Here is a 19,310-nt window from a genome sequence, read left to right on the forward strand (position 1 = left end):
TCGGGTTGGGTGACACAGCTGTAGACGCGCGGCGGTGAAGGCTGGTGCCCGGGCACGCGGTGCGATCTCAGGAGGTGTACTGGGTGGCGGTGACCGCCAGGCCGCGCAGGGCACGGTCCGCGGCGTGCGGGAAGTCAGCCCCGTCCAGGACCCGCAGCACTTGTTCGTAGCGGGCAGCGATCATTCGCTCGATGTGCTCCCGTGCCCCGGTGTCCTGCAGGATCGTCCGTGCCTCGGCTGCTTCGCGCTCCCCCAGGTCGGACCGGCCCACGAGGTGGCGGAGCCGCTCCCTTTGTACCAGGTCGGCGCGCTGCAGACCCAGCGCCAGCAGAACGGTCCGCTTGCCTTCCCGTAGATCGCTCAGGCCCGGTGAGCAGGCGCCGTCCGGGCTGCCGAACACGTCCAAGAGGTCATCCCTCAGTTGGAACGCCTCCCCCAGCGGCAGGCCCAGCCGCGTGAAGACATCCATCGTGGCCTCACCGGCCCCCGCCACAGCAGCGCCCAGCTGAAGAGGCCGCTCGATGGTCGCGGTGGCGGTCTTGTAGCGGACGATCCGCAAGGCTGCCTCGACATCGTCGGCGCCACGACCGGTACCCATCACATCCAGGTACTGGCCGTACATCACCTCCTCCAGCATCGCGTCATTCAACCTATGCACCAGCCGCTGCACCCCCGACTCCAACCGGGCGGTATGCAGCAACTCCTGCGCCCACATCAACGCGAGGTTTCCCACCAGCAGCGCGCCGCCCGCACCCAACCGCTCAGCCCGCTCGTCCTCTCCCAGCCGGGCACGCATCACGCGATGGACCGCGGGGCGGCCCCGGCGACTGACCGAGTCGTCCATGATGTCGTCGTGGATGAGAGCAAAGGCCACAAACAGCTCCAACGAAGCCGCCACACGCAACGCCGACGTCGCATTCCCGTCTCCGCCTGCGGCATGCCAGCCCACCACACACAGCAGCGCCCGGATCCGCTTCCCGCCCGCTGCCATGAAGTCCCGCACGGTCTGCACCACCTCTGGTGGATGCCCCCGACCAGCCGCCGAACGGGTCTTTTCAGCAAGGAAATCTCCAAGCACTGCATCTACCTGGCGCTGCACCGCGCGCAGATCGATCGCCTGCGCGTCGACCACACCCGAAGTCACCGATTCACCACTCCCCACCGGGCGGAGTCAAGCCCCATCGGGACCGAGGAAGGTGATCGTGGGGGCTGCGCCCTGCGTCGGGACTCCGGTGACAACCTGGGCTGTTGGCCAGCCGCATCACCCATGTGGTCTGCATGATCCATCCAACGACCCAGACCGCTCAAGAACACGCGCCGAAGCAGCCCCTGCTGACACACGGGCCGACCCTTCGCCGCTGCGCACCATGGAAATGCGGGCCAGCGGGTACGGCCTCCTGCCACGCAGCACCGCTTGAGTTGGATGTCGTTGCTTGGGCTGCGAAGTCGTGGTCCGGCTCCGCTGCGCAGGACGGTCAAGGACACATGTGTCCTTCGGCTCCCGGGTCCGCGACGCCGCCCCCGCGGCTGCGGCCCATCTCCTTGGCATCGACGAGCGGGCCTGTCGCGCGCCTAGGCAACCCGTTCCGCTGGCTGGTCCTGCTCAGGGATTCGATAGCGACGCACCGGATGTCGAGGTCGGGAGCCGCACTCAGTTCGATGGATCGGGCCCTGGCCCGGCGGGAATTGCAGGCTCAGCTGCCCGGGTCCCGCAGGGATGTCAGGGCGTGGATCCACGCATTGAGGTCGTCGCGGTAGGCGAAAATCCCGGCTTCGCCCAAGGACTCGACGAGCCCGCGGGTGGGATGGGCGACGACTCCACCGACGATTACCGGCGCGCGAAGTATCCCTTTTCCATCACGGTGTTGAGGACTTCGTTGATCGCGGCGCTCTTGCGCCGTGCCGTCCAGGTCGCAGCTGCCTTGCCCTCCAGCTTGCGACAGTGTGCGTCCGGGGCCCGTCGCAGCACCGGCATCCCGGGGGGCTTCGTGGTGGTGGTTCAGTTGGGTGGTGTACGGGTGATGGCCCTGTTCCAGATGGGTGTACTGACGGGCGGTCGGACAGCGCGGCGTTGTCTGGTCACACTCACCTGCCAGACGGCGAGGAGCAGCAGCGTGCCGGTCTCGGCGAGGAGGCTGAGGACGGCTTGTGGCGCCGGCTGCAGACCGCGCTCGGTGAATCCGAACACGCCTACGGTGCGCGAAGCGGTGAAGCCGCCGAGGGCACCGAGCGCGACGTCTGCCTCGGAGATCCTCAGCAGCAGGGTGGCGTCCCGATCAGCAGCAGGGCGGCGGGGGCGAAGGATGCGCCGGCCTGGAGCAGGAACAGGGGGCCAATGATGTGGATGGAGCGGTACCCGTCCGTGTAGAGCTGGGCGTGGATGTATCCGCCCGCGGCGAGGGTTGCGGGCGGTCGCCGCCCGCAGGGCGGGGACGAGGAATCTTCGGGTGTTCATGCCAGCCTCTGGTCCTTGATGGCCAGTTCGCGGTCGCCTTGGCGGTAGCCGACGCTGCGGATGCCGAGGGCGTCTCTGAGCTGCCGGGCAGGGACGACCTGAGGGGTGGGGGCGGGGGCGCGGCCCGGTTTGGGCAGGGGGTAGGCGGTGGTGGTGGCGGAGTGGAAGGTGATGTTGCCCTCTGTCTTGGTGAACAGCTGGTGGACGTGCCCGTTGAGACAGGTGACGGAGGAGAAGCGGCGCAGGAGTGCGATGACCTTGAGGGCGTCGTCGGTGCTCCAGCCCCACTGCGGGTACATGGCGAACAGCGGGATGTGGCTGAAGACCACGACGGGGGTGTCCGATGGCAGTCCCGCCAGGTCCTTGCGTACGAAGTCGATCTGCGCGTTGCCGAGGTGCCCGAGTTTCTCCAGGCTCAGGGTGTTGACCAGGGCGATGAAGTGCACGCCGTGGGTGTCGAAGCTGTACCAGCCATCGCCGAGCGTGCCCATGCCGAAGGTCCGCCGGTAGGCGCGGCCTGCATCACCGATGGAGTCGTGCTCGCCCGGCACGGTGAAGACACGGTCTGTCTTCATTCCGGCCATCATCTGCTTGACCTGGTCGAACTGCCCGGCCGTGGACAGATGGGTCAGGTCGCCGCTGTGCATGACGAAGTCCGGTCTGAATCCGAGTGAGTTGACCTGGTTGATCGCTTCGGTGAATGAGCCGGCCACGTCCATGTTCGCCGGGCCCTGGAACCCGATATGACTGTCGGAGACCTGCACGAACCGCAGCGCGCCGCTTCCCGCTGCGACGGCCTCTGCGGCGGCCCCGGCGTTGGTGTCGCGGGAGTCCGCGATGTGGCTGATCACCTCTCCACTGGCCACGGTCAGCACCACCGCGCCACCGAACCAGCCTGCATGCCGAATGAGTTGACGCCGAGTCATGCCGTGTTCGGTTTCAGGCCGTCCGGCGTCGTCGGGCGATGCTCCGTCGTAACTGTCGCAGTAGTCGGTCATCAGGTCACCTCCACGGTGGCGGTCATGAACGGATGGATGGTGCAGAGGTAGGCGTAGGTGCCGGGCTTGGTGAACCTGTAGCTGTAGGTGGCGTGGGGGGCCAGGGCGGCCGAATGCAAGGGGCCGCCCGATCCGGCGCTGGTGACGGTGTGGGCGTCGGTGTCCTGATTCGTCCACGTCACCGTCGTGCCCTTTTTGACCTTCAGCGTGGCCGGAGAGAACGCGAAGTTCTTGATCGCCACGGCATTCCCGGTCACCGGCGCGGCCGCCGCGCCCGTGCTCGAGGGACTCATGGGCATGCTCATGCCGGGCATCGGGGAGGCGCCGGGACCGGAGCCCACCGTTGTCCCCGACCCCGTGGCACCTGGCATTCCTGCCGTCTGGTGCTGACCCGGACCGGGCGTGATGGCACCGGCCCCTGTGGACGAGGAATGCGACGACTGGCCGCATGAGCTGAGGAGCCCCAGCGCACCGGCAGTGGCCATGGTGGCGACGGCCAGCCCGGCCGCAGCACGTGATCGCCGACCTGGTGGGCGAAGGTTCAAGTACATGGTGTCCGTTCCTCACTGATCAGACGGAGACAGGAACTGCGCCGGCTCGGGCGCACGCAACCGCGGGGATGTGTGTGGTGGATGCCGTGTTCATGGGCACGCGTCCCTCACGGACCCGGCGAACGAGCCTGGGTGCTGCGCCGCGCCGGCTGCCCGCCTCGACGTGGGGTGCTGCCCGGTGCCGGCTGGCCCGGATGGAGCTCTGCCCCCGGTGGTCGCGCAGCCCCCGATTACTGTGCGTAGGGCCATCGCCGTGGTGTGTGCTGGGCACAGGCCGGGGCTGCAAGGCGGCACCGGCTTCGATGCACGGGGGCGGGGTGAGCGTGGCCGGTGGCGAGAGCACGTGCGTCGCGTGGTGCATTTCGGTCACCTCCATTCCCTCCTTTGCCGCACGGGGAAGCGATGAGGATTTGCGCGCAAGTCGGTTCTTGCCCGTCTCCACGGACGGTGAGGGTCCCGCGGTTCGGTGGATACGCACCTTTTGTGAGATCTCTCGGGATCGCCACAGAACAGCCGACCCCGTGCCCCGCGCATGCTTGATCCTGGTGAGGCCGTAACGCCGCAAGGACGCGCCACCCCCGACGCTCACAGAGCGTGATCGAAGGCGAGCTACTCGTACAGGACAAAGCGGCTCATATGCGTGATGATCGCCTTATGCCCTGGAGTTCCCGAAAACGTGGTCCAAGGACCGATCCGGATCGCTCCGCGCACCGTGTCTCTGGTAGAGGGACCCTTTCGACCGCAGATGAGGAACTGCTGCGCACTCTGTACGCGGAGCACGCAGGACCCCTGTTCCACTACGTACTGCGACTGACCTCAGGAGACTGGCAATGGGCAGAGGACGTGGTGCAGGAGACACTGCTGCGAGCGTGGCAGCATCCCGCCGCGTTCGACCCCGCACGCGGCCCGGCCCGGGCATGGCTGTGTACGGTCGCCCGGCACCTGGTCATCGACGCCCACCGGGCCCGGCAGTCCAGGCCGGCCGAGGCCGGCGGCGATGCGCTGGAGCGAGTCGCCGAGCAGAAACCGGGCAAGGACGAGATCGAGCAGGCACTGCAGAGCTGGGCGGTTGCCGACGCCGTCCGGTCACTGTCCCCGGACCACCGCGCCGTCCTGCTGGAGACCTACTACCGGGGCCGGACCATGGCGGAGGCCGCACAGGTGCTGGGCATCCCTCTGGGCACCGTGAAGTCAAGGACGTACTACGCCCTGCACGCCCTGCGGCTGGCGCTGCAGGAACGGGGGATCGAGCCATGACCGTGGCGGGCAGGAGGCGGCGACCATGAGTGCGGAGCACGACGCCCTCCGGCTGACGCTGGGAGGATACGTCCTGGGCACGCTGCCCTCGGCGGAAATGGAGCAGGTGCGCGTCCACCTCGCGGCATGCGCCGAATGCCGGGCCGAACACGCCCAGCTGGCGGGATTGCCTGCGCTGCTGGCGACGGTGACCGAGGCCGAAGCCTCGGGCCAGGCGGTGCCGACGGCCGACAGGGACCTGACCGACCGGCTGGTGGCAAGGGCGGCCGAAAGCGCGCAGGGCTCCCGGCCCGAACGGCCCGCCGCGCCCGCGGTGTCGCAGACGCCCGAAATGGGTGTGCTGGAGAGGCTGCTCCAGCAGGCCGCGGCCAGGCGTCGCAAGTCCTGGCGTCTGCAACTGGCCGGCGCGGCAGCCTCGCTGACGCTCATCGCAGCAGCGGCCGGCGGCACATGGCTGGCGACCATCGGATCCGTGGGCAGTCAGGCGAGGCCGCCCGGGCCGACCGCGCCGACTGTCTGGCGCACCTTCTCCGGAAGCGACCCCACCACCGGCGTCTCCGCCTCGGTGAAAGTCTCACCCTCTGCCTGGGGCAGTCTCCTGGAGATCTCCGCCAGGGGGGCACCCGCCGGAATCACCTGCCGACTGCAGGCGGTAGGGCCCGGCGGTGCCAGGACGGACAGCGCTACCTGGCGGGCAGGCGAGTACCCTCCCCGCACCACGATCCCAGGAGCGGTCGCCATGTCTCCTGGAGCCATCGAGCATTTTGAGATCCTCGCAGGCAACGGTCAGAAGCTGGTCACCATCCGGGCGTAAGAGCAGGCCAGGGCAGTCATGTCACTGGACGGCCCGGCCGCCCGGCGACATGACGACAGCCGTCGGGTGTGAGCGCGTGGTGGCACAAGAGGCCAAGAAGACGTCGCCTGCGAAAGGCCGAGCCCTCAGCGGAGAGGGAGACCCGGACAGTTGACAACATCCGGGCCGCCTCAAGACCGGCGGACCGGGCTGGAGGAGCGCACACAGGACGCCCGGCCGATGGCCATCGAAGAGGTTTCTGCTCGTGACATCGGCTGTACAGGCACGCTCGTGATCCCCCCGATGCCACCACACCGCACGGCACCGGGATCGGCGAGACCGTCCGACAAGAGCTCCCGGCCGATGAGCGCGGCGGCCTCCGAGGCCGACACCCGCACCTCTATGGCCGAGGCGCTGATCGGCACCAAGCGCACGGAGGCGGCCGGTGGTCGAAGCAGCCGCCACCGGCCGGGAAAGGTCACCCCGCGGCCGGGCTGATCAAGGTGAAAACCATCCGGGTGCACGACCAGCGGGTCCAGGGGCGGGTTCAAGCAGCCACCCGATCGATCTGCCCGCCGTGGTGCCACACATCGCGGGGCCGGTCAGCTGCTGCGGCTGCTTCGCCTGCACAACCTGTCATCGGGGGGGGACCGCGTCGGTATCGGGGCAGTTCTGCAGCTCGGTCGCGGGGCTCTGGCCCGCTTCCGGCACGCGACTTCCGCAGTGGCAGGCCGACCACCCCACGCCGAGCCCCTCGGATGCCGGCCGCTTGCACGGGCGGGCACGGCTGCGCGAGGGCCGGCCGCACACATCTCTCAACGTCCGCCGGAGGAGGCGAAAGCCGGCGCCCTGGTCCTTCCCGCGACGCGCCGGCGGTTTCCGGGCCCTGGTCACTCTCGCCCCCGCTCCGGCGAACCGGCCGAGTCCGCAGCTGACTTCATGCACGAGTGGGCCGACAGGGCGTGCACCACTCTTCTTTTCCTCCGAAGTCCGTACAGCGCGGAGAAGAGGATCCAGCCCGTCTGCACGCCGAGGACCGCGACCCAGCCGAGATACGGGCAGGGGCGTCCGCCCCGCTCTACGGCGCAACACTCCCACAGGCCGTCCTGAAGATCACGGACGAGGGGACCGAGCTGCCGGTGCCCGGTCCGGCCGTTCGGCAGCGAGCTCTGGGCAAAGGCGGCTGAGCCCAGACAGGCGCCGACATCGACACGACTCTCAAGAATCCGAACAAAAGAGGCGAACAGCTCGAACCGTCCGGCATGCGTCGTCCGTGGAACTGAATGAGCGCGCCCAGGCAGGATCAGGATCCGGCCTACCGACCGCCCCCGAAATTATTTGCGGTCACCCCGTTCCGGTCTCCGCACATCCACAGAAGAGTCAGAAGACCATGTTGGTAACCGATACCGCCAGCCCGACTTCACTGCTCGACCGGCCCTGCCGCCGCCAGGCACAGCTCACCCTGCCGGCGCAGGAGGCGCACGTCTCCGCGGCTCGTCACCTCGCGGCCGATTTGCTGGAGACCTGGAGTGTCCCCGTGAGCGAGCGGGACTCCGCCGTTCTCATCGTCGACGAACTCGCCGCCAACGCTGCCCAGTACGGCCATGAGAGCATGACCCTGCTGCTCGCCCTCGACCACGAAACTCTGCACATTGTGGTCGCTGACTCCGGCGCGGCCGTAGAGCGCCATCGCCCCAACATCGCCCCCGACGAACACGGCCGTGGCACCGGCATCGTCCAGTACCTCGCCCAGTCGACCGAGATCCGCCAGACACGCAGCGGCCGCGAAGTCCGCGCCTGCCTGAGGTGCTCGCCATGACCGGGCCAGACGCTCCGCACGAGCTGCGCACCCCTGCCGGGGCCGGCACTGCAGCACAGCGACGGGCTACCGGGGGCGGCCGCGGCGCCGGGTCACCCGACGCCCCCGCGGAGTGAGCCTTCACGACCCACAAGCCGTGTGCCCCGACACAATCACGCTCGCGTGGCCGGCCCGGATGAGCCACGTGCATGACCACCAGTTGCCACAACCCGCCACCAGCGACAAGGAGCCACTGAACATGGGTGGAAAGCAGAAGACACTCGCCATACTTGCCGGAACCGCACTGGCTGCCGGACTCACCAGCCCGGCCTTCGGGTCCACCACCGCTCACTCGCCGGCCCTGCGCACCGCCGCGACGGGGTCGGGGATGTCGGTCGTGGAGTGGAACCGCGAACTCATCACCATCCTCAGCGACCCGAAGGCGCAGCCGTCCACCGTCCAACCCACACGCAGCTTCGCGCTTCTCCAGGCCGCCGAGTACGACGCCGTGGTATCGATCACCCGGACCGGCCCCGCCTACGTGTTCTCGGTGTCGGCGCCAGGAGGCGCTCGTGCGGATGCCGCAGCGGACCAGGCAGCCCACGATGTACTGGTCGCCCTGTACCCGGCCAAGCGCGCAGGCGTGGACCAGCGGCTGAGCAGCCAATTGTCCGCGATTCCGGGCGGCCCGGGCAAGCAGGCGGGCATGGGTGTGGGAGCCGAGGTCGCCCGCCGACTGATCAGCCTGCGGTCCGACGACGGGTCCTCAGCCAAGCCGCCGCGGTTCCGCCCCGGCGACAAGGCCGGTGACTACCGGCCCGCCCCTCCAGAGTTCCCGACACCGGTGTTCGCCAACTGGGGCTCGGTCAAGCCGTTCGTGCTGGCCAGCGGACGCCAGTTCCGCCCGGCACCGCCGCCGGCCGTGAGCGGCGCCGCGTACGCCACCGCCTTGAACGAGGTCAAGGGCCTGGGGAGCAAGACCAGTACCACCCGCACCCCCGATCAGACGGCAGCCGCAAAGTTCTGGGCGGCAGCACCCGTCTGGAACGTCTGGAACCAGGTCGCGCAGGGCCTTGTCACCTCCCAGAACGCGAGCCTGGAGAAGGCGGTGAAGGTCTTCGCCCGGCTCGACCTGTCCCTCGCCGACACCACAATCGCGATGTACGACGCCAAGTACGCCTACCGCGTATGGCGGCCCGTGACCGCCATCCGGCTCGGCGGTACGCATGACAACCCGAGCATCGTCGGCGATCCCAACTGGACCCCCCTGCTGCCGACCGCACCGGATCCGTCCTATCCCGGCGCTCACGGCGCTCTCAGCCAGGCTGCGGCAACGACGCTCGCCGGGTTCTACGGTGCGCGGCATCATCTCGCGGTGACATCGAAGGGCGTCACTCGAACCTTCGCCGGCTTCCAGGACGCCGCCACCGAAGCGTGGCTCAGCCGGATCTGGTCCGGCCAGCACACCTCCCTCGACAACCGCGCGGGCCAGCAACTCGGCACCCAGGTGGCCGATTTCGTGGCGCGTCGTCTCTGACCGCCCCCACCGCGCGACAACCGTGCACAGCATGGCAGTGGCCACAAGCCAGTGGTCCCGGCGCCACGCGTCGACCAGCAGCATCACACCGTCACCGGTCAGGACCTTGGCGGCATCGGCCTCGAATGCCGCCGGATCCGCCGCGTCGGCCACGCCCGTCGATCTCGACCACCTCGCGCCCCATCGTCGTGGCCTCGTCCGCGAAGTGCCGTAGCAGTGTCGACTGTGCCGTTCCCGGCCGGACCGGTCAGGAACAGCACTCGTGGGAGTCGGACGCACGCAGCGCCGAGCGGAACGCAACCAGCTCCGCAGTGCGGCCGACGAACACTCGAAGCCGGTCGGCGCGCAGATGCTGACTCAGGTTGCGGGGCCGTGGACCGTCTCTCTTCGCCATCGTCGGACGGAGGCCCAGCACCGGTCGGGGCGCGGGCCTCCCTGCTCCTTCCGTGCTTGTTCTGTCTCGGCTGATCAGGCGCTGATGGCTGGGCAGGTGGGTGGAAGACCTGCCGCTGGAAACGTATGGGCTCAGGTCGACATGACCCTAGGCGGTCGTCACGACCGGCCTCATCGCCGCGCTGCTGCTCGTCCCGCTCGACGACGTCTTCAGCTCGACATACGGCCAGCTCCTCCTCGTCGAGATCGCGCCCGTGGCGGTGGCCACCGCCCTCGCCCACACAGCCCGCCGCCACCTGCACCGGATGCCAGGCCGCCTCCCCCACCGTCCGGCACGGGCCTAAGCCTCCGCCCTGGCCGTCGTACTCGCCCTGGCGCCCACGCTCACCGTGCTGCGCGCACGCACGGACACAAACCGACCACTGTCCTTCGCACCCCCGAGACCCGACCCGGTCCTGCCCGCCGGCACCCGCGCAGGAGAGATCGGCATCAGCGCCCGCGCCAGCACCGGCCGGCTCATCGTCGAGCTGACCGCACCCAACCCCCTGGTCACCCGCACCTTCGTCGACCCGGAGTCGGAGGAAGAACAGGGGCATCAGCACTGACAACTGGAGCCCAACCGAAAGAGCGTTCACAGATACCGCTTAACATCACCACGATGACCAGCCGACCGCAGTACAGGCCCAGCGACGCGTGGCGGACCACGCGGACCGCGGCGCTGTGTCCTGCCCTGGCCGTGCTGCTCACGATGCTGGTGATCTGCCTGGGTGCCGCAGCCCATGCCGCCAGTGACCTGGCCGCCGCGCCCATGACCTCCATGGCGGCCACCCAGACACCGTCGGGCCACCCGGCCGAGCACTGCACGGTGACGGCGACACAGCCCGGCGACGTCCCTGGCGGCGACATGTGCTGCGCTCAGGAAGCGCACGGTGTCCGGGCGGTGCTCCCCACTCCGGCGCAGCCCGCGCCGGCGGTCCTGCCCCGTATCCCAAGCAATCCCGGCCCTGCCGCCCTCACCTGTTCTCTCGGCCTCACGCCCACACGCGGCGCTCCCGATCTGCACGTCCTCCAGGTGCAGCGGACGTAGACGAACGCCACGCCGTGCGCTCACGCGCGCGGCCCACAGCGTCCGTCCATCCACCCTGCACCCACCGCCGCCCGACGATTCCGCGCGGCGGGGACGAGGAACACACCGCCATGTCCAAGACCAGCAAGAAGCAGGCCGCCGCCGACCGCAAAGCCCGCATCGAGGCGATGCGCCGCGCCGAACAAGCCCGCGAACGCCGCAACCGCATCATCACCATCACCCTCAGTACGGTCATCGTCGCCGGTCTGGTCGGCTGGGGCGCCTACGCCGTCGACAACGCCGACCGGAAGAAGGAACAGAAGGCCGCCGAGGCCGCGAAGCCGATATCCGGCGAGAAGGTCTGGGACGTCAAGAAGCTGGGCCGCAACCACGTCCAGGGCAAGGTCAGCTACCCGATGAACCCGCCCGTCGGCGGCAACCACAACCCGGTGTGGCTGACCTGCAACGGCAACGTCTACACCAAGGCCGTCCCGAACGAGAACGCCGTCCACTCCCTCGAACACGGCGCGGTCTGGGTCACGTACAACGACAAGGCGACGAAGGCCGACATCAAGACCCTCGCCGACAAGGTCTCCACGACCCCGTACACGCTGATGAGCCCGGACAAGGCCCAGTCCGGAACCATCGTGCTGAGCGCCTGGGCCCACCAGCTCAGTGTGAAAACGGCCTCCGACCCCAGGGTCGCGCAGTTCCTCACCAAGTACGTCCAGGGCCCGCAGACCCCCGAGCCGGGTGCTGCCTGCACGAACGGGCTGACCGCGTCATGACCGCTGCGACCGTGACGTCCCCGGACGTGGCGGACCCCGCCGCCGACGGACCCAGCCGCACTCTGGGCAGGTGGCTGACCGTCGGCGCGGCGATCCTGGTGGCCCTCGCGCTGGCCTTGTGGCTCCTGGCCGCCACCAGCAGCGACAACACCAAGGCGGTCACCGTCCCCACGGCCGGCTCCGCCGACGCCGGCTTCGCCCGCGACATGGCCGTCCACCACCAGCAGGCCGTCGAGATGGCGTACATCGTCCGCGACCGCACCACCGACGAGGACGTCCGCCGCCTCGCCTACGACATCGCCCAGACCCAGGCCAACCAGCGCGGCATGCTGCTCGGCTGGCTCGACCTGTGGAACCTGCCCGTGACCTCCCCCGACGGCTACATGACGTGGATGCAGGGCGGTCACATGGACCACCGGATCAAGGACGGCTCCCTGATGCCCGGCATGGCCACCAACACGGAGCTGGGCCAGCTCGGCAAGCTGAACGGCAAACAGGCGGAGATCCTCTACCTCCAGCTCATGTACGACCACCACATGGGCGGCATCGACATGGCCCGGGCCTGCGCCCGGCAGTGCACGGTTCCCCAGGAGCGGAAGCTGGCCCAGGGCATGGTCGACGCCCAGCAGTCCGAGATGAAGGTCATGGCCGACCTGCTACGGGAGCGCGGCTCGGCACCGCGATGACGGAGGACGCCTCCGCGAGGGCCCGGATCACTCACTGATCCGGGCCCTCGTCCTACGGCTGGTCAGGCCGCTGAGGGGACCAGCGAGGCGCGCTCGGCGTTTGTCCAGCCACTCGTGGCCGCCGTGCTGCACGCCGCCCGGTTGCGGTGCATGGTGGTGCCATGGACCAGCGTCCCCCTGTGGTCGTGCTCCCGCCCGCGCCCGACGGCAGCCGACGGGTCACGATCCACGGCAAGTCCGTGGGCACCGCCTACAGCCTCTTCGACGTACTGGAGTTCCTCCGCCGCGCGGGCGTGCCGGACGAGGACAAGGCCATCGACGACCCCGAACTGATCGAATGGCGCGGCGGCGGACCGTACGACTGGAACACCGCCCCCTAGCCGTCCCGCGCGCCGACCTTGTCCGTGCCGCACCGGTTCCAGCCCTTGTGTGCCTCAGACGGTGGCGACGACTGCTTCAGCCCCGCTGGGACGGCCGTCGCTCAGGGCCGCGAGGTACCGCTCGGCATCCAGGGCCGCCGCGCAGCCGCTGGCGGCGGCGGTGATGGCCTGGCGGTAGGAGTGGTCGACGACGTCGCCCGGCGAAGACTCCGGGGATGTTCGTGCGGGTGGTGGGCGAGGCGACCTGGATGTAGCCGTTGTCGTCGAGGTCGAGCTGGCCCTTGAACAGCTCGCTGCGCGGGTTGTGGCCGATGGCGATGAACAGGCCGGTCGTGTCCAGGTCACGGGTCCTGTCGGTGAGGACGTCGCGCAGGACGAGGCCGGTGAGCCTGCCGTCTGCTTCCTTGAGCTCGGCGATCCCGGTGCCGAAGGCGAAGGAGATCTTGTCGTCGGAGAAGGCGCGGTTCTGCATCACCTGCGAGGCACGCAGCGTGGAGCGCCGGTGGACGACGGTCACGGAGCGGGCGAAGCGGGTGAGGAAGGTCGCCTCCTCCATGGCGGTGTCGCCGCCGACGACCACGATGTCGCGGTCACGGAAGAAGAAGCCGTCGCAGGGGCGGACGGCTGTCGGTGGGGATGTCTCGCTCTCGCGCATCGGCCTGAGAACGTGCAGGTCACCATTCGCGCACCAGGACACCCCGCGGCCGGACAGCTCGTCCTCCTTGGGCAGGCCGAGCTTGCGGTAGCCGGAGCCGGTCGCCACGATCACGGTCTTCGCGCGGCGCAAGGTGCCCGAGCTGTCGGTGACGGTCTTGATGTCCCCGGTGAGGTCGGCCTCGATGATGTCGTCGTCGACCATCTCCGCGCCGAAACAGACCGGCCGCTCTCCCCGGCTTCACCGCCCGGGCAGCTTGGACTGCCCGGCGTCGCGCGCGGCCCCGCCGTCGCGCGCGAGGGAACCAGCAGGCGCCCGATCCCCTCGCCCGTCACCCGGCCGGCCTGCCCCACCCCCACCCGCTTTCCTCCTGCTGTGGGCGGCGTGGTCGGGGGCGTAAGAGGGGATGTCGGGCTCCCGACCACGCCCCGGCAAGCATGGTGACCTGCACGTTCTCAGGCCGATGCGCGAGAGCGGCGGACGGCTGTCGGTGGGGATGTCGGCCCCGTCGGCAGAGGCGTTGTCGCATCGTGATCGTGGTCGGGCCTTCGTGGTCGGTGGTCTGGCCGGGGCCAGCTGCTGGCCTGTCCGGTGGGCGCGGCGCAAGGACGGCGCTGCGCCGGACGGGAAGCGAACGGATGGCGATGACCCACGTGGACACAGGCAGCGGCGACCGGCCGGCACTGGCGGTACTGGTGCAGTACCGGATGGCCACCACCGAGCAGATGCACCGGGTCATGGCTCCCCAGACGCGCATCGAGCAGACCCGACGCCGACTGGCCAAGCTGCGCGATGAGGGCCTGGTCGAGCGCATCACCCTGCCCCGCTCGGGACGGCTGCGGGTGTGGTTTCCCACCCGGTACGGCATGCAGATCGCCTCGGAGTGGCCGGAGTTGCGGGGGGTGAGGCCGTCGAAGACGGCGTCCGATCCGACCGCCGCGCGCCTGCGGGTCGGTCACGCGCTGACGGTGACCGAGACCGCGCCGGCCTTCCTCGAGGACGCCCGCCGCCGCGGCGAGCTGCACCGGCCGCTGGACTGGATGCCCGAGGCCTACCACCCGCTCGGGAGCCGCGGGGCCGTGTTCCCCGACGCCCTCATGTTCTACCGGCGCGGCAGCGAAGACGGCGACAGCGGTGCGATGCTGCGGGCGTTCGTGGAGGTCGACCGGGCCACCATGGGCCCCGAGCGCCTTGCCGCGAAGCTCACCGCCTACGCCCGCCTCCACCGTTATGTGCCGGTGCCCATCGCACGGCATCGGCTGGCCGGCCAGAAGCCTCCGCGGGAGGAATGGCGCAAGCGCTACCCCCTGTTCCCACGACTGCTGTTCGTCCTGGACCGTACCGGCCCCGCCGGTGTCGCAACCCGTATCGAGGCCCTGCGCGCAGCCGCCGCCGATCCGGCGCTATCCGGCTTCCTGCGCGACGTCCCCGTCCTGGCAGCGCCGCGGGCCGACCTGCTCCAGCACGGCCCTTCCGCGCCCGTCTGGCACTCCGTCCAGAACCCCGACAGCTACGTCAGCTGGAGCCAGTCCCGGCATCTGTAGGCACTCCGACTCTGCACGCGTACGCGAGTAGCGCTTCTGGTTCAGCGTCTGGATGTGTAGGTGATCAGCGCGGCAACCGTCACCTGCCAGCCCTCCCGGTGATCACTGATGGAGCCGAAGAGCCCCTTCGCCTCATGCGAGATCCGGCCGAAACCGCTCATCCCCCCATGCCCCCGGCCGACGGTGCAGAGCGGCCGTGGCAGCCACCAGTCCCACGGCGCGTAGGGACTCGTACAGCGAACGGGCCCGCTGCTGGCCGTGGTCGGGGTAATGGCCGGCCCAGACCATGACCCCGACCACGGACCTCGTACTCCCATTGTGACCCTGGTCGGGGTCTCATGGTCGGTGGTCTGGTCGGCCTGCGGGTTTCCTCAAGGCCAGGAAGCACACGTTCTGACCGGAGTTCGACCACGTCCCCTGGAAAACAAGCTGGGCGACGCGGCGGCTGCTGCGATGACCGCGAGCGCCCAACTCGACACGATGCGGCACCACGTATGCCTGCCGCGTCTGCCGCCGGTCACCGCCACCGCCTACGCGACCGAGCCCCTCAGCTCGGCGTCGCCGTCCTATCCGGCCAGACCACTCGCGGCCGTCACCTCGTCCAAGCCCATTGCCGTGCAGCACAGCTGCCAACGCCGACCCGGCCAACCATGCGCAACTGTTCCTTGGTGCATGGTGTGCAGCAGCACCGAGGACGCGGGCTGTGCGCAGACGCAGCTTGCGCAGTCACTCGCACCGACATCGATCTGCCCAAGCTCCTCCACGATGCGTAACCGGTGCCTTGGTCGGTGACGGCTGTGCGCAGTGGCAGTGCGCGGCCAACGGCTCGGCACCGCGAGGTCGTCGTGCGCTGGAACTGTCTCTTCACAGGGTCTCGCCGCGCAGCGCAGCGAGGGTTTCGGCGGCGGCGTCGTTGGCGGGGGTCGGCCGTCGGCCACGGGAGGTTGCGGCAGCGGCGTTGACGATCATGCAGTAGAGGAGCGATCGTCGGCCCTGGCCTTCGGGGAGTATCTGGCAGGCGTCGGGAAGGTGTTCCTCGGCGAGCGCATCAAGCTGGCGCAGTCGGGTGTCGAGGGGGACCGGGCGGTCCGCGCAGGCACTCACGGATGCGGCGAGGGCCGGGACGGCCGGGGCGACGAGTGGCAGCACCCGGCAGCGGCTCGGGCAGGTGGCGCAGCCGGGCAGCTCACGGGGCGGGCGGGAGCCGATGGTCCGGCTCAGGTCCGCACGGATCTCGGAGAGCAGCTCACATGCCGATCTGTCGAGTTGCTCCGCCTTCAGCCAGCCCTCCCCCAGTCGCGCCAGGATCCGGGCGGCACGGTCACGCTCGAGGAACTCGGCACCGCGGTCGGCTACCCCGAGGCCGTCCAGCCGACGTCTGGCGGCCTGCGCATAGGTGCAGTACGCCAGGCCTCCCGCGGGCACGGACGAGCGCCAGGCCGTCCAAGCTTCCCACAGCTGCTCCGGTGTGCCCAGCAGCAGACGGTCGAAGAAGGGGGACAGGGCCTGGTCCGCGGCGGCTCGTGCGCTGTCCCGGTCGGCCAGGTGCAGCACCGTGCAGGGCGCAGGACAGCGGCGGCAGCCGCCGTGTCGGTGCAGATACGCCCGGTCGGCCTCGGCCGGTGCACCGGGCGCTCCCTGTACCCGCACGGCCAAGGGCTCGGGCGGCCGCATCCTGGCCAGCACCGCGGAGCCGATCCGTTCGTCGTGGACGACGGCCTCACCGGGCGGCAGAGTGGCCAGATGGCGGCTCTGCTGCTCCGTGAGGTTGACCGTCGCGGCGACGACCGCGCGGTCGTCGGCGGCGACCAGCCGGTGCAGGATCTTGACGTTGGAGTTCTTGACGATCTCCGGCGCAAGCTTGGTGGGCACCTGGTCGGCGACGATGAAGCCCTCACCGTACGCCCGCATTTCGGCCAGCATGTCGGTGAACATCGCCACCGCCTTGGCCTGCGCGTCGGGGGTCTCGGCACCGGACGGCGGCCGGGCGGCACGCAGCAGCCGGTGGGCCTCCTCGATCAGCGTCAGGTGGCGCAGCTCCTCGCCTGCCGGCATGGGTGCCCCCGCACGTGACTCGGCGTACCCGTACAGGCGGCACAGCAGCAGGGCCATGACGAAGGACTTCTCCTCGTCGTCGCCGAGGTTGCGCAGCTCTATCAGGGCCGGCCGGGCGAAGAGGTCCTCCACCGGCACCGAGCGGCGGGTGTCCAGTGCCATGCCCTTGGCGCCCACCACCAGGCTGCCCAACCGGGAGCGCAGTGCGGCGCCGAGGTTCTGGTGGACCTCGCGTCCATAGGCGCGCCGCTCCAGGACTTCCTCGATCTTGTCCTGGAGTTCCCTGATGGTCGGGGTGAGCGCGGCGACGTCCGGTGCGGAGGGCCGCGCGCCGAGCAGCTCGTTGGCGGAGGTGTGCAGATCCCAGCCACGCTCGGCGTAGACCTCGAGCATTGCGTCCTCAAGGACGTAGGACATGCCGGCGAACATGGGGAATGACGCGTTGAAAACGGCCTTGAGCAGGTCGATATGACGCGAGAGCGGCACGGAGGCGACTGGGGCGAAGGGGTTGAGCCGCAGCGGCAGCGGGGCGTCCGGGCCGATGCCGTAGACACGCAGTCTGCCCTTGAGGGCCGGGTGCTGGGCGAGTTGGCGGTACTCGGCCTTGGCCGGCTCGATGACCAGGAACGGCACGCCCAGCTCGGTGTACGCCTCGACCAGCAGGTTCTTGGCGGTGGTGGTTTTGCCGTACCCGGTCATTCCGGTGATGAAAACATGCCGGTTCAGCGCCCGGCTTGAGACAGTGACCTGCTGGTACTCACCGCCCTGGGCGTCGGTGACACGGCCGATGGCCACGGCCTTCGGCTCCGGTGGCGGAGCGGAGAGGGGGAACTCGGCGACGTCACGCATCGGCAGTCCGGCCATCGGCCCGCGTGGAAGGCCCACCAGGACGGCGAGTTCGGCCGAGGTGAGGCAGGTCGCCAGGGCGTCGAAGGCGGGACCCAGGGGATGTCCGATGCCACCGGACGCGGGCGCCAGGGGGAGGATGCGGCCATGCAGGGCCGCATTGCGGAGGGTGGCCGGCGGCAGCCGCAGCACCCGCAGCGGGTCGAGGGCGGTGGCTTCGCCGCTGCAGGTGCCGCGCAGCGCCCCCGCCAGGGACTCCAGGGTGCCCTCGCTTTCGGCCGCCAGGTAGACGGCGGTGCGCCACCAGCCCTGGGCCCGGGCGGTCTCCAGCCGGTCGATGTGCTGCTGGAGCAGTTTCTCGCAGGCCTCGGCGGTGGCGTCCAGCAGCTCCGCGTTGTGGCTGTGGTGGCTCGAGACGCCCTTGGACTGGGTGGTGTTACGCGGGCCGCCGGTGATCGAGGCGATCTGGAGGACCGAGGGGGCCGCGGTTGCCAGCGGGCGCACGGCCGGGAAGATGCCGGCCAGGGAGCAGAACACCGCGATGGCGGTGAGGCAGGTCGACAGGCCCGGTTCGGATCCGGCGGCCTCGGTGGTGGAGGTGGAGCTGGTCTCCACCTGCTGGCTGCCGACGGTGTGCCGGACCAGGGCGTGGATTTCGCTGCGCAGGCGACGACACTGGTCGAGGGTGCGGTCGAGCTCCCCGGAGGAGAGGGGTTCGGCTGCGGCCACCACGGCGTAGCGGCGGGCACCGACGGCTGCGGCGAGGCGGTCCAGCGACTGGAACGGGGCGGGACTGCGGCCGTGGACGGGAGCGGGAATGCCGGTGATCAGGGCGAGGGCCGGAGCGGTGCGGACGAACGCGGCCAGCTCAGCGTGGGAACCCTTCTCGAACGAGTCGGGAGGGCCGAGCTCGAGTCCCGGGACGTGGGCGCGCAGCACCCCGGCCTGGCCCTGCAGGAAGTCCTCGGTGGAGCCCCTGGAGACGCCCGCGAGCCGACGCCCGCCCCAGTGGATGCGGTGCCTGATCCCGTCACCGTGGACCGCCACACTGAGCAGATGGCCGCCGCTGTGGCAGGCGGTGAGGACGTGCGGGACTGCAGCGGCCCAGTCCGTCTCGGCGGACGGACGGCCGAGGGCGCGGATCTCGTGCAGCAGCGGCCGGGACCCGTCCCCGGATGGCGGTTTGACGGTCCACCGGGTGGCATCGAAGTCGGTGAGGTAGCGGCGTTCCAGCAGGCCGAGCAGCAGATGCGGAACGGCCTCGGCAAAGCCGGCCGACCCCACCAGCGCGTCGACGGCAGCGGTCGGACTCCCGGGCCCGTGGGGGTGTACGGGTGGCTGAGGCAGCGGTCCGTGGACGGCTGGGGTCTTGGACGTCATCGTGGCTCCGGCTTGCGTGGGGTCGTCAGTGGCTGCGGCGCATGCAGGACCGGTGTGTCGCCGACGAGGGAGCAGGGCCGCCGTGGCCGGTCGCCTTCGCGGCGGATCAGCGGCCTCCCGCGACGGCA

Annotated in this window: 15 protein-coding genes and 2 pseudogenes; 12 read left to right on the forward strand and 5 right to left on the reverse strand. The window is 69.9% G+C overall.

Annotated elements, in window-relative coordinates; all coding sequences use genetic code 11:
* Window positions 1-67: 67 nt before the first annotated feature.
* From AB0H32_RS00440 to AB0H32_RS00450, 3 genes are all read right to left on the reverse strand, one after another.
* Complete coding sequence (locus tag AB0H32_RS00440) at window positions 68-1,132, reverse strand: polyprenyl synthetase family protein (RefSeq protein WP_361111783.1); 1,065 nt, start codon at window positions 1,130-1,132, stop codon at window positions 68-70.
* 1,319 nt (window positions 1,133-2,451) lie between these two features.
* A complete protein-coding gene (locus tag AB0H32_RS00445) occupies window positions 2,452-3,453 on the reverse strand; it encodes a metallophosphoesterase (RefSeq protein WP_361111786.1) in 1,002 nt (333 codons plus the stop codon).
* Window positions 3,453-3,746 carry a plastocyanin/azurin family copper-binding protein gene (locus AB0H32_RS00450; RefSeq protein WP_361111789.1) on the reverse strand — a complete coding sequence of 98 codons (294 nt, stop codon included), beginning with the start codon at window positions 3,744-3,746 and terminating at the stop codon, window positions 3,453-3,455. Before AB0H32_RS00450 ends, AB0H32_RS00445 begins: the two co-directional genes overlap by 1 nt.
* A gap of 912 nt (window positions 3,747-4,658) precedes the next feature.
* Between AB0H32_RS00450 and AB0H32_RS00455 the strand changes: the two genes are divergently transcribed.
* From AB0H32_RS00455 to AB0H32_RS00505, 11 genes and pseudogenes are all read left to right on the forward strand, one after another.
* A complete protein-coding gene (locus tag AB0H32_RS00455; protein ID WP_361112227.1) occupies window positions 4,659-5,261 on the forward strand; it encodes a sigma-70 family RNA polymerase sigma factor in 603 nt (200 codons plus the stop codon).
* A gap of 25 nt (window positions 5,262-5,286) precedes the next feature.
* Complete coding sequence (locus AB0H32_RS00460) at window positions 5,287-6,075, forward strand: zf-HC2 domain-containing protein (protein ID WP_361111792.1); 789 nt, start codon at window positions 5,287-5,289, stop codon at window positions 6,073-6,075.
* A 342-nt stretch (window positions 6,076-6,417) separates the two neighbouring features.
* On the forward strand, window positions 6,418-6,552 hold the full coding sequence (locus tag AB0H32_RS00465; protein WP_361111795.1) for a hypothetical protein: 135 nt from the start codon (window positions 6,418-6,420) through the stop codon (window positions 6,550-6,552).
* An 892-nt stretch (window positions 6,553-7,444) separates the two neighbouring features.
* Window positions 7,445-7,873, forward strand: a complete 429-nt coding sequence (locus AB0H32_RS00470; protein ID WP_361111798.1) for an ATP-binding protein — start codon at window positions 7,445-7,447, stop codon at window positions 7,871-7,873.
* Between the two features lie 238 nt (window positions 7,874-8,111).
* Window positions 8,112-9,389, forward strand: coding sequence for a vanadium-dependent haloperoxidase (locus tag AB0H32_RS00475; RefSeq protein ID WP_361111801.1), 1,278 nt, complete (start codon window positions 8,112-8,114; stop codon window positions 9,387-9,389).
* A 557-nt stretch (window positions 9,390-9,946) separates the two neighbouring features.
* Window positions 9,947-10,126 (forward strand): annotated as a pseudogene (locus AB0H32_RS00480) (CopD family protein); the annotation flags it as partial.
* A 45-nt stretch (window positions 10,127-10,171) separates the two neighbouring features.
* Window positions 10,172-10,387 carry a hypothetical protein gene (locus AB0H32_RS00485; protein WP_361111804.1) on the forward strand — a complete coding sequence of 72 codons (216 nt, stop codon included), beginning with the start codon at window positions 10,172-10,174 and terminating at the stop codon, window positions 10,385-10,387.
* A gap of 53 nt (window positions 10,388-10,440) precedes the next feature.
* Window positions 10,441-10,869 (forward strand): hypothetical protein, encoded by a 429-nt coding sequence (locus tag AB0H32_RS00490; RefSeq protein ID WP_361111806.1) that lies wholly within the window; start codon window positions 10,441-10,443, stop codon window positions 10,867-10,869.
* A gap of 110 nt (window positions 10,870-10,979) precedes the next feature.
* Window positions 10,980-11,636, forward strand: a complete 657-nt coding sequence (locus tag AB0H32_RS00495; RefSeq protein ID WP_361111809.1) for a DUF3105 domain-containing protein — start codon at window positions 10,980-10,982, stop codon at window positions 11,634-11,636.
* Window positions 11,633-12,322, forward strand: coding sequence for a DUF305 domain-containing protein (locus tag AB0H32_RS00500; protein WP_361111812.1), 690 nt, complete (start codon window positions 11,633-11,635; stop codon window positions 12,320-12,322). Before AB0H32_RS00495 ends, AB0H32_RS00500 begins: the two co-directional genes overlap by 4 nt.
* Window positions 12,323-12,483: 161 nt before the next feature.
* Window positions 12,484-12,702, forward strand: a complete 219-nt coding sequence (locus AB0H32_RS00505; protein ID WP_361111815.1) for a hypothetical protein — start codon at window positions 12,484-12,486, stop codon at window positions 12,700-12,702.
* A gap of 54 nt (window positions 12,703-12,756) precedes the next feature.
* Here AB0H32_RS00505 and AB0H32_RS00510 read toward each other — a convergent pair.
* Window positions 12,757-13,597 (reverse strand): annotated as a pseudogene (locus AB0H32_RS00510) (FAD-dependent oxidoreductase); the annotation flags it as partial.
* Between the two features lie 398 nt (window positions 13,598-13,995).
* Here AB0H32_RS00510 and AB0H32_RS00515 point away from each other — a divergent pair.
* Entirely contained in the window at window positions 13,996-14,901 is a 906-nt protein-coding gene (locus AB0H32_RS00515; RefSeq protein ID WP_361111818.1) for a replication-relaxation family protein, read from the forward strand.
* An 864-nt stretch (window positions 14,902-15,765) separates the two neighbouring features.
* On the opposite strand, the gene AB0H32_RS00520 is transcribed toward AB0H32_RS00515, so the two are convergent.
* Window positions 15,766-19,182 carry a helicase HerA-like domain-containing protein gene (locus AB0H32_RS00520; RefSeq protein WP_361111821.1) on the reverse strand — a complete coding sequence of 1,139 codons (3,417 nt, stop codon included), beginning with the start codon at window positions 19,180-19,182 and terminating at the stop codon, window positions 15,766-15,768.
* Window positions 19,183-19,310 lie beyond the last annotated feature (128 nt).

It is taken from the genome of Streptomyces sp. NPDC020362 (genome assembly GCF_040642095.1).
Classification (GTDB): domain Bacteria; phylum Actinomycetota; class Actinomycetes; order Streptomycetales; family Streptomycetaceae; genus Streptomyces.

Coding starts and splice junctions, on each gene's coding strand:
- AB0H32_RS00490 (WP_361111806.1), top strand. CDS start 10,441: ATGACCAGCCGACCGCAGTACAGGCCCAGCGACGCGTGGCGGACCACG.
- AB0H32_RS00495 (WP_361111809.1), top strand. CDS start 10,980: ATGTCCAAGACCAGCAAGAAGCAGGCCGCCGCCGACCGCAAAGCCCGC.
- AB0H32_RS00455 (WP_361112227.1), top strand. CDS start 4,659: ATGCCCTGGAGTTCCCGAAAACGTGGTCCAAGGACCGATCCGGATCGC.
- AB0H32_RS00505 (WP_361111815.1), top strand. CDS start 12,484: ATGGACCAGCGTCCCCCTGTGGTCGTGCTCCCGCCCGCGCCCGACGGC.
- AB0H32_RS00465 (WP_361111795.1), top strand. CDS start 6,418: ATGAGCGCGGCGGCCTCCGAGGCCGACACCCGCACCTCTATGGCCGAG.
- AB0H32_RS00450 (WP_361111789.1), bottom strand. CDS start 3,746: ATGAGTCCCTCGAGCACGGGCGCGGCGGCCGCGCCGGTGACCGGGAAT.
- AB0H32_RS00520 (WP_361111821.1), bottom strand. CDS start 19,182: ATGACGTCCAAGACCCCAGCCGTCCACGGACCGCTGCCTCAGCCACCC.
- AB0H32_RS00500 (WP_361111812.1), top strand. CDS start 11,633: ATGACCGCTGCGACCGTGACGTCCCCGGACGTGGCGGACCCCGCCGCC.
- AB0H32_RS00460 (WP_361111792.1), top strand. CDS start 5,287: ATGAGTGCGGAGCACGACGCCCTCCGGCTGACGCTGGGAGGATACGTC.
- AB0H32_RS00475 (WP_361111801.1), top strand. CDS start 8,112: ATGGGTGGAAAGCAGAAGACACTCGCCATACTTGCCGGAACCGCACTG.
- AB0H32_RS00445 (WP_361111786.1), bottom strand. CDS start 3,453: ATGACCGACTACTGCGACAGTTACGACGGAGCATCGCCCGACGACGCC.
- AB0H32_RS00515 (WP_361111818.1), top strand. CDS start 13,996: ATGGCGATGACCCACGTGGACACAGGCAGCGGCGACCGGCCGGCACTG.
- AB0H32_RS00470 (WP_361111798.1), top strand. CDS start 7,445: ATGTTGGTAACCGATACCGCCAGCCCGACTTCACTGCTCGACCGGCCC.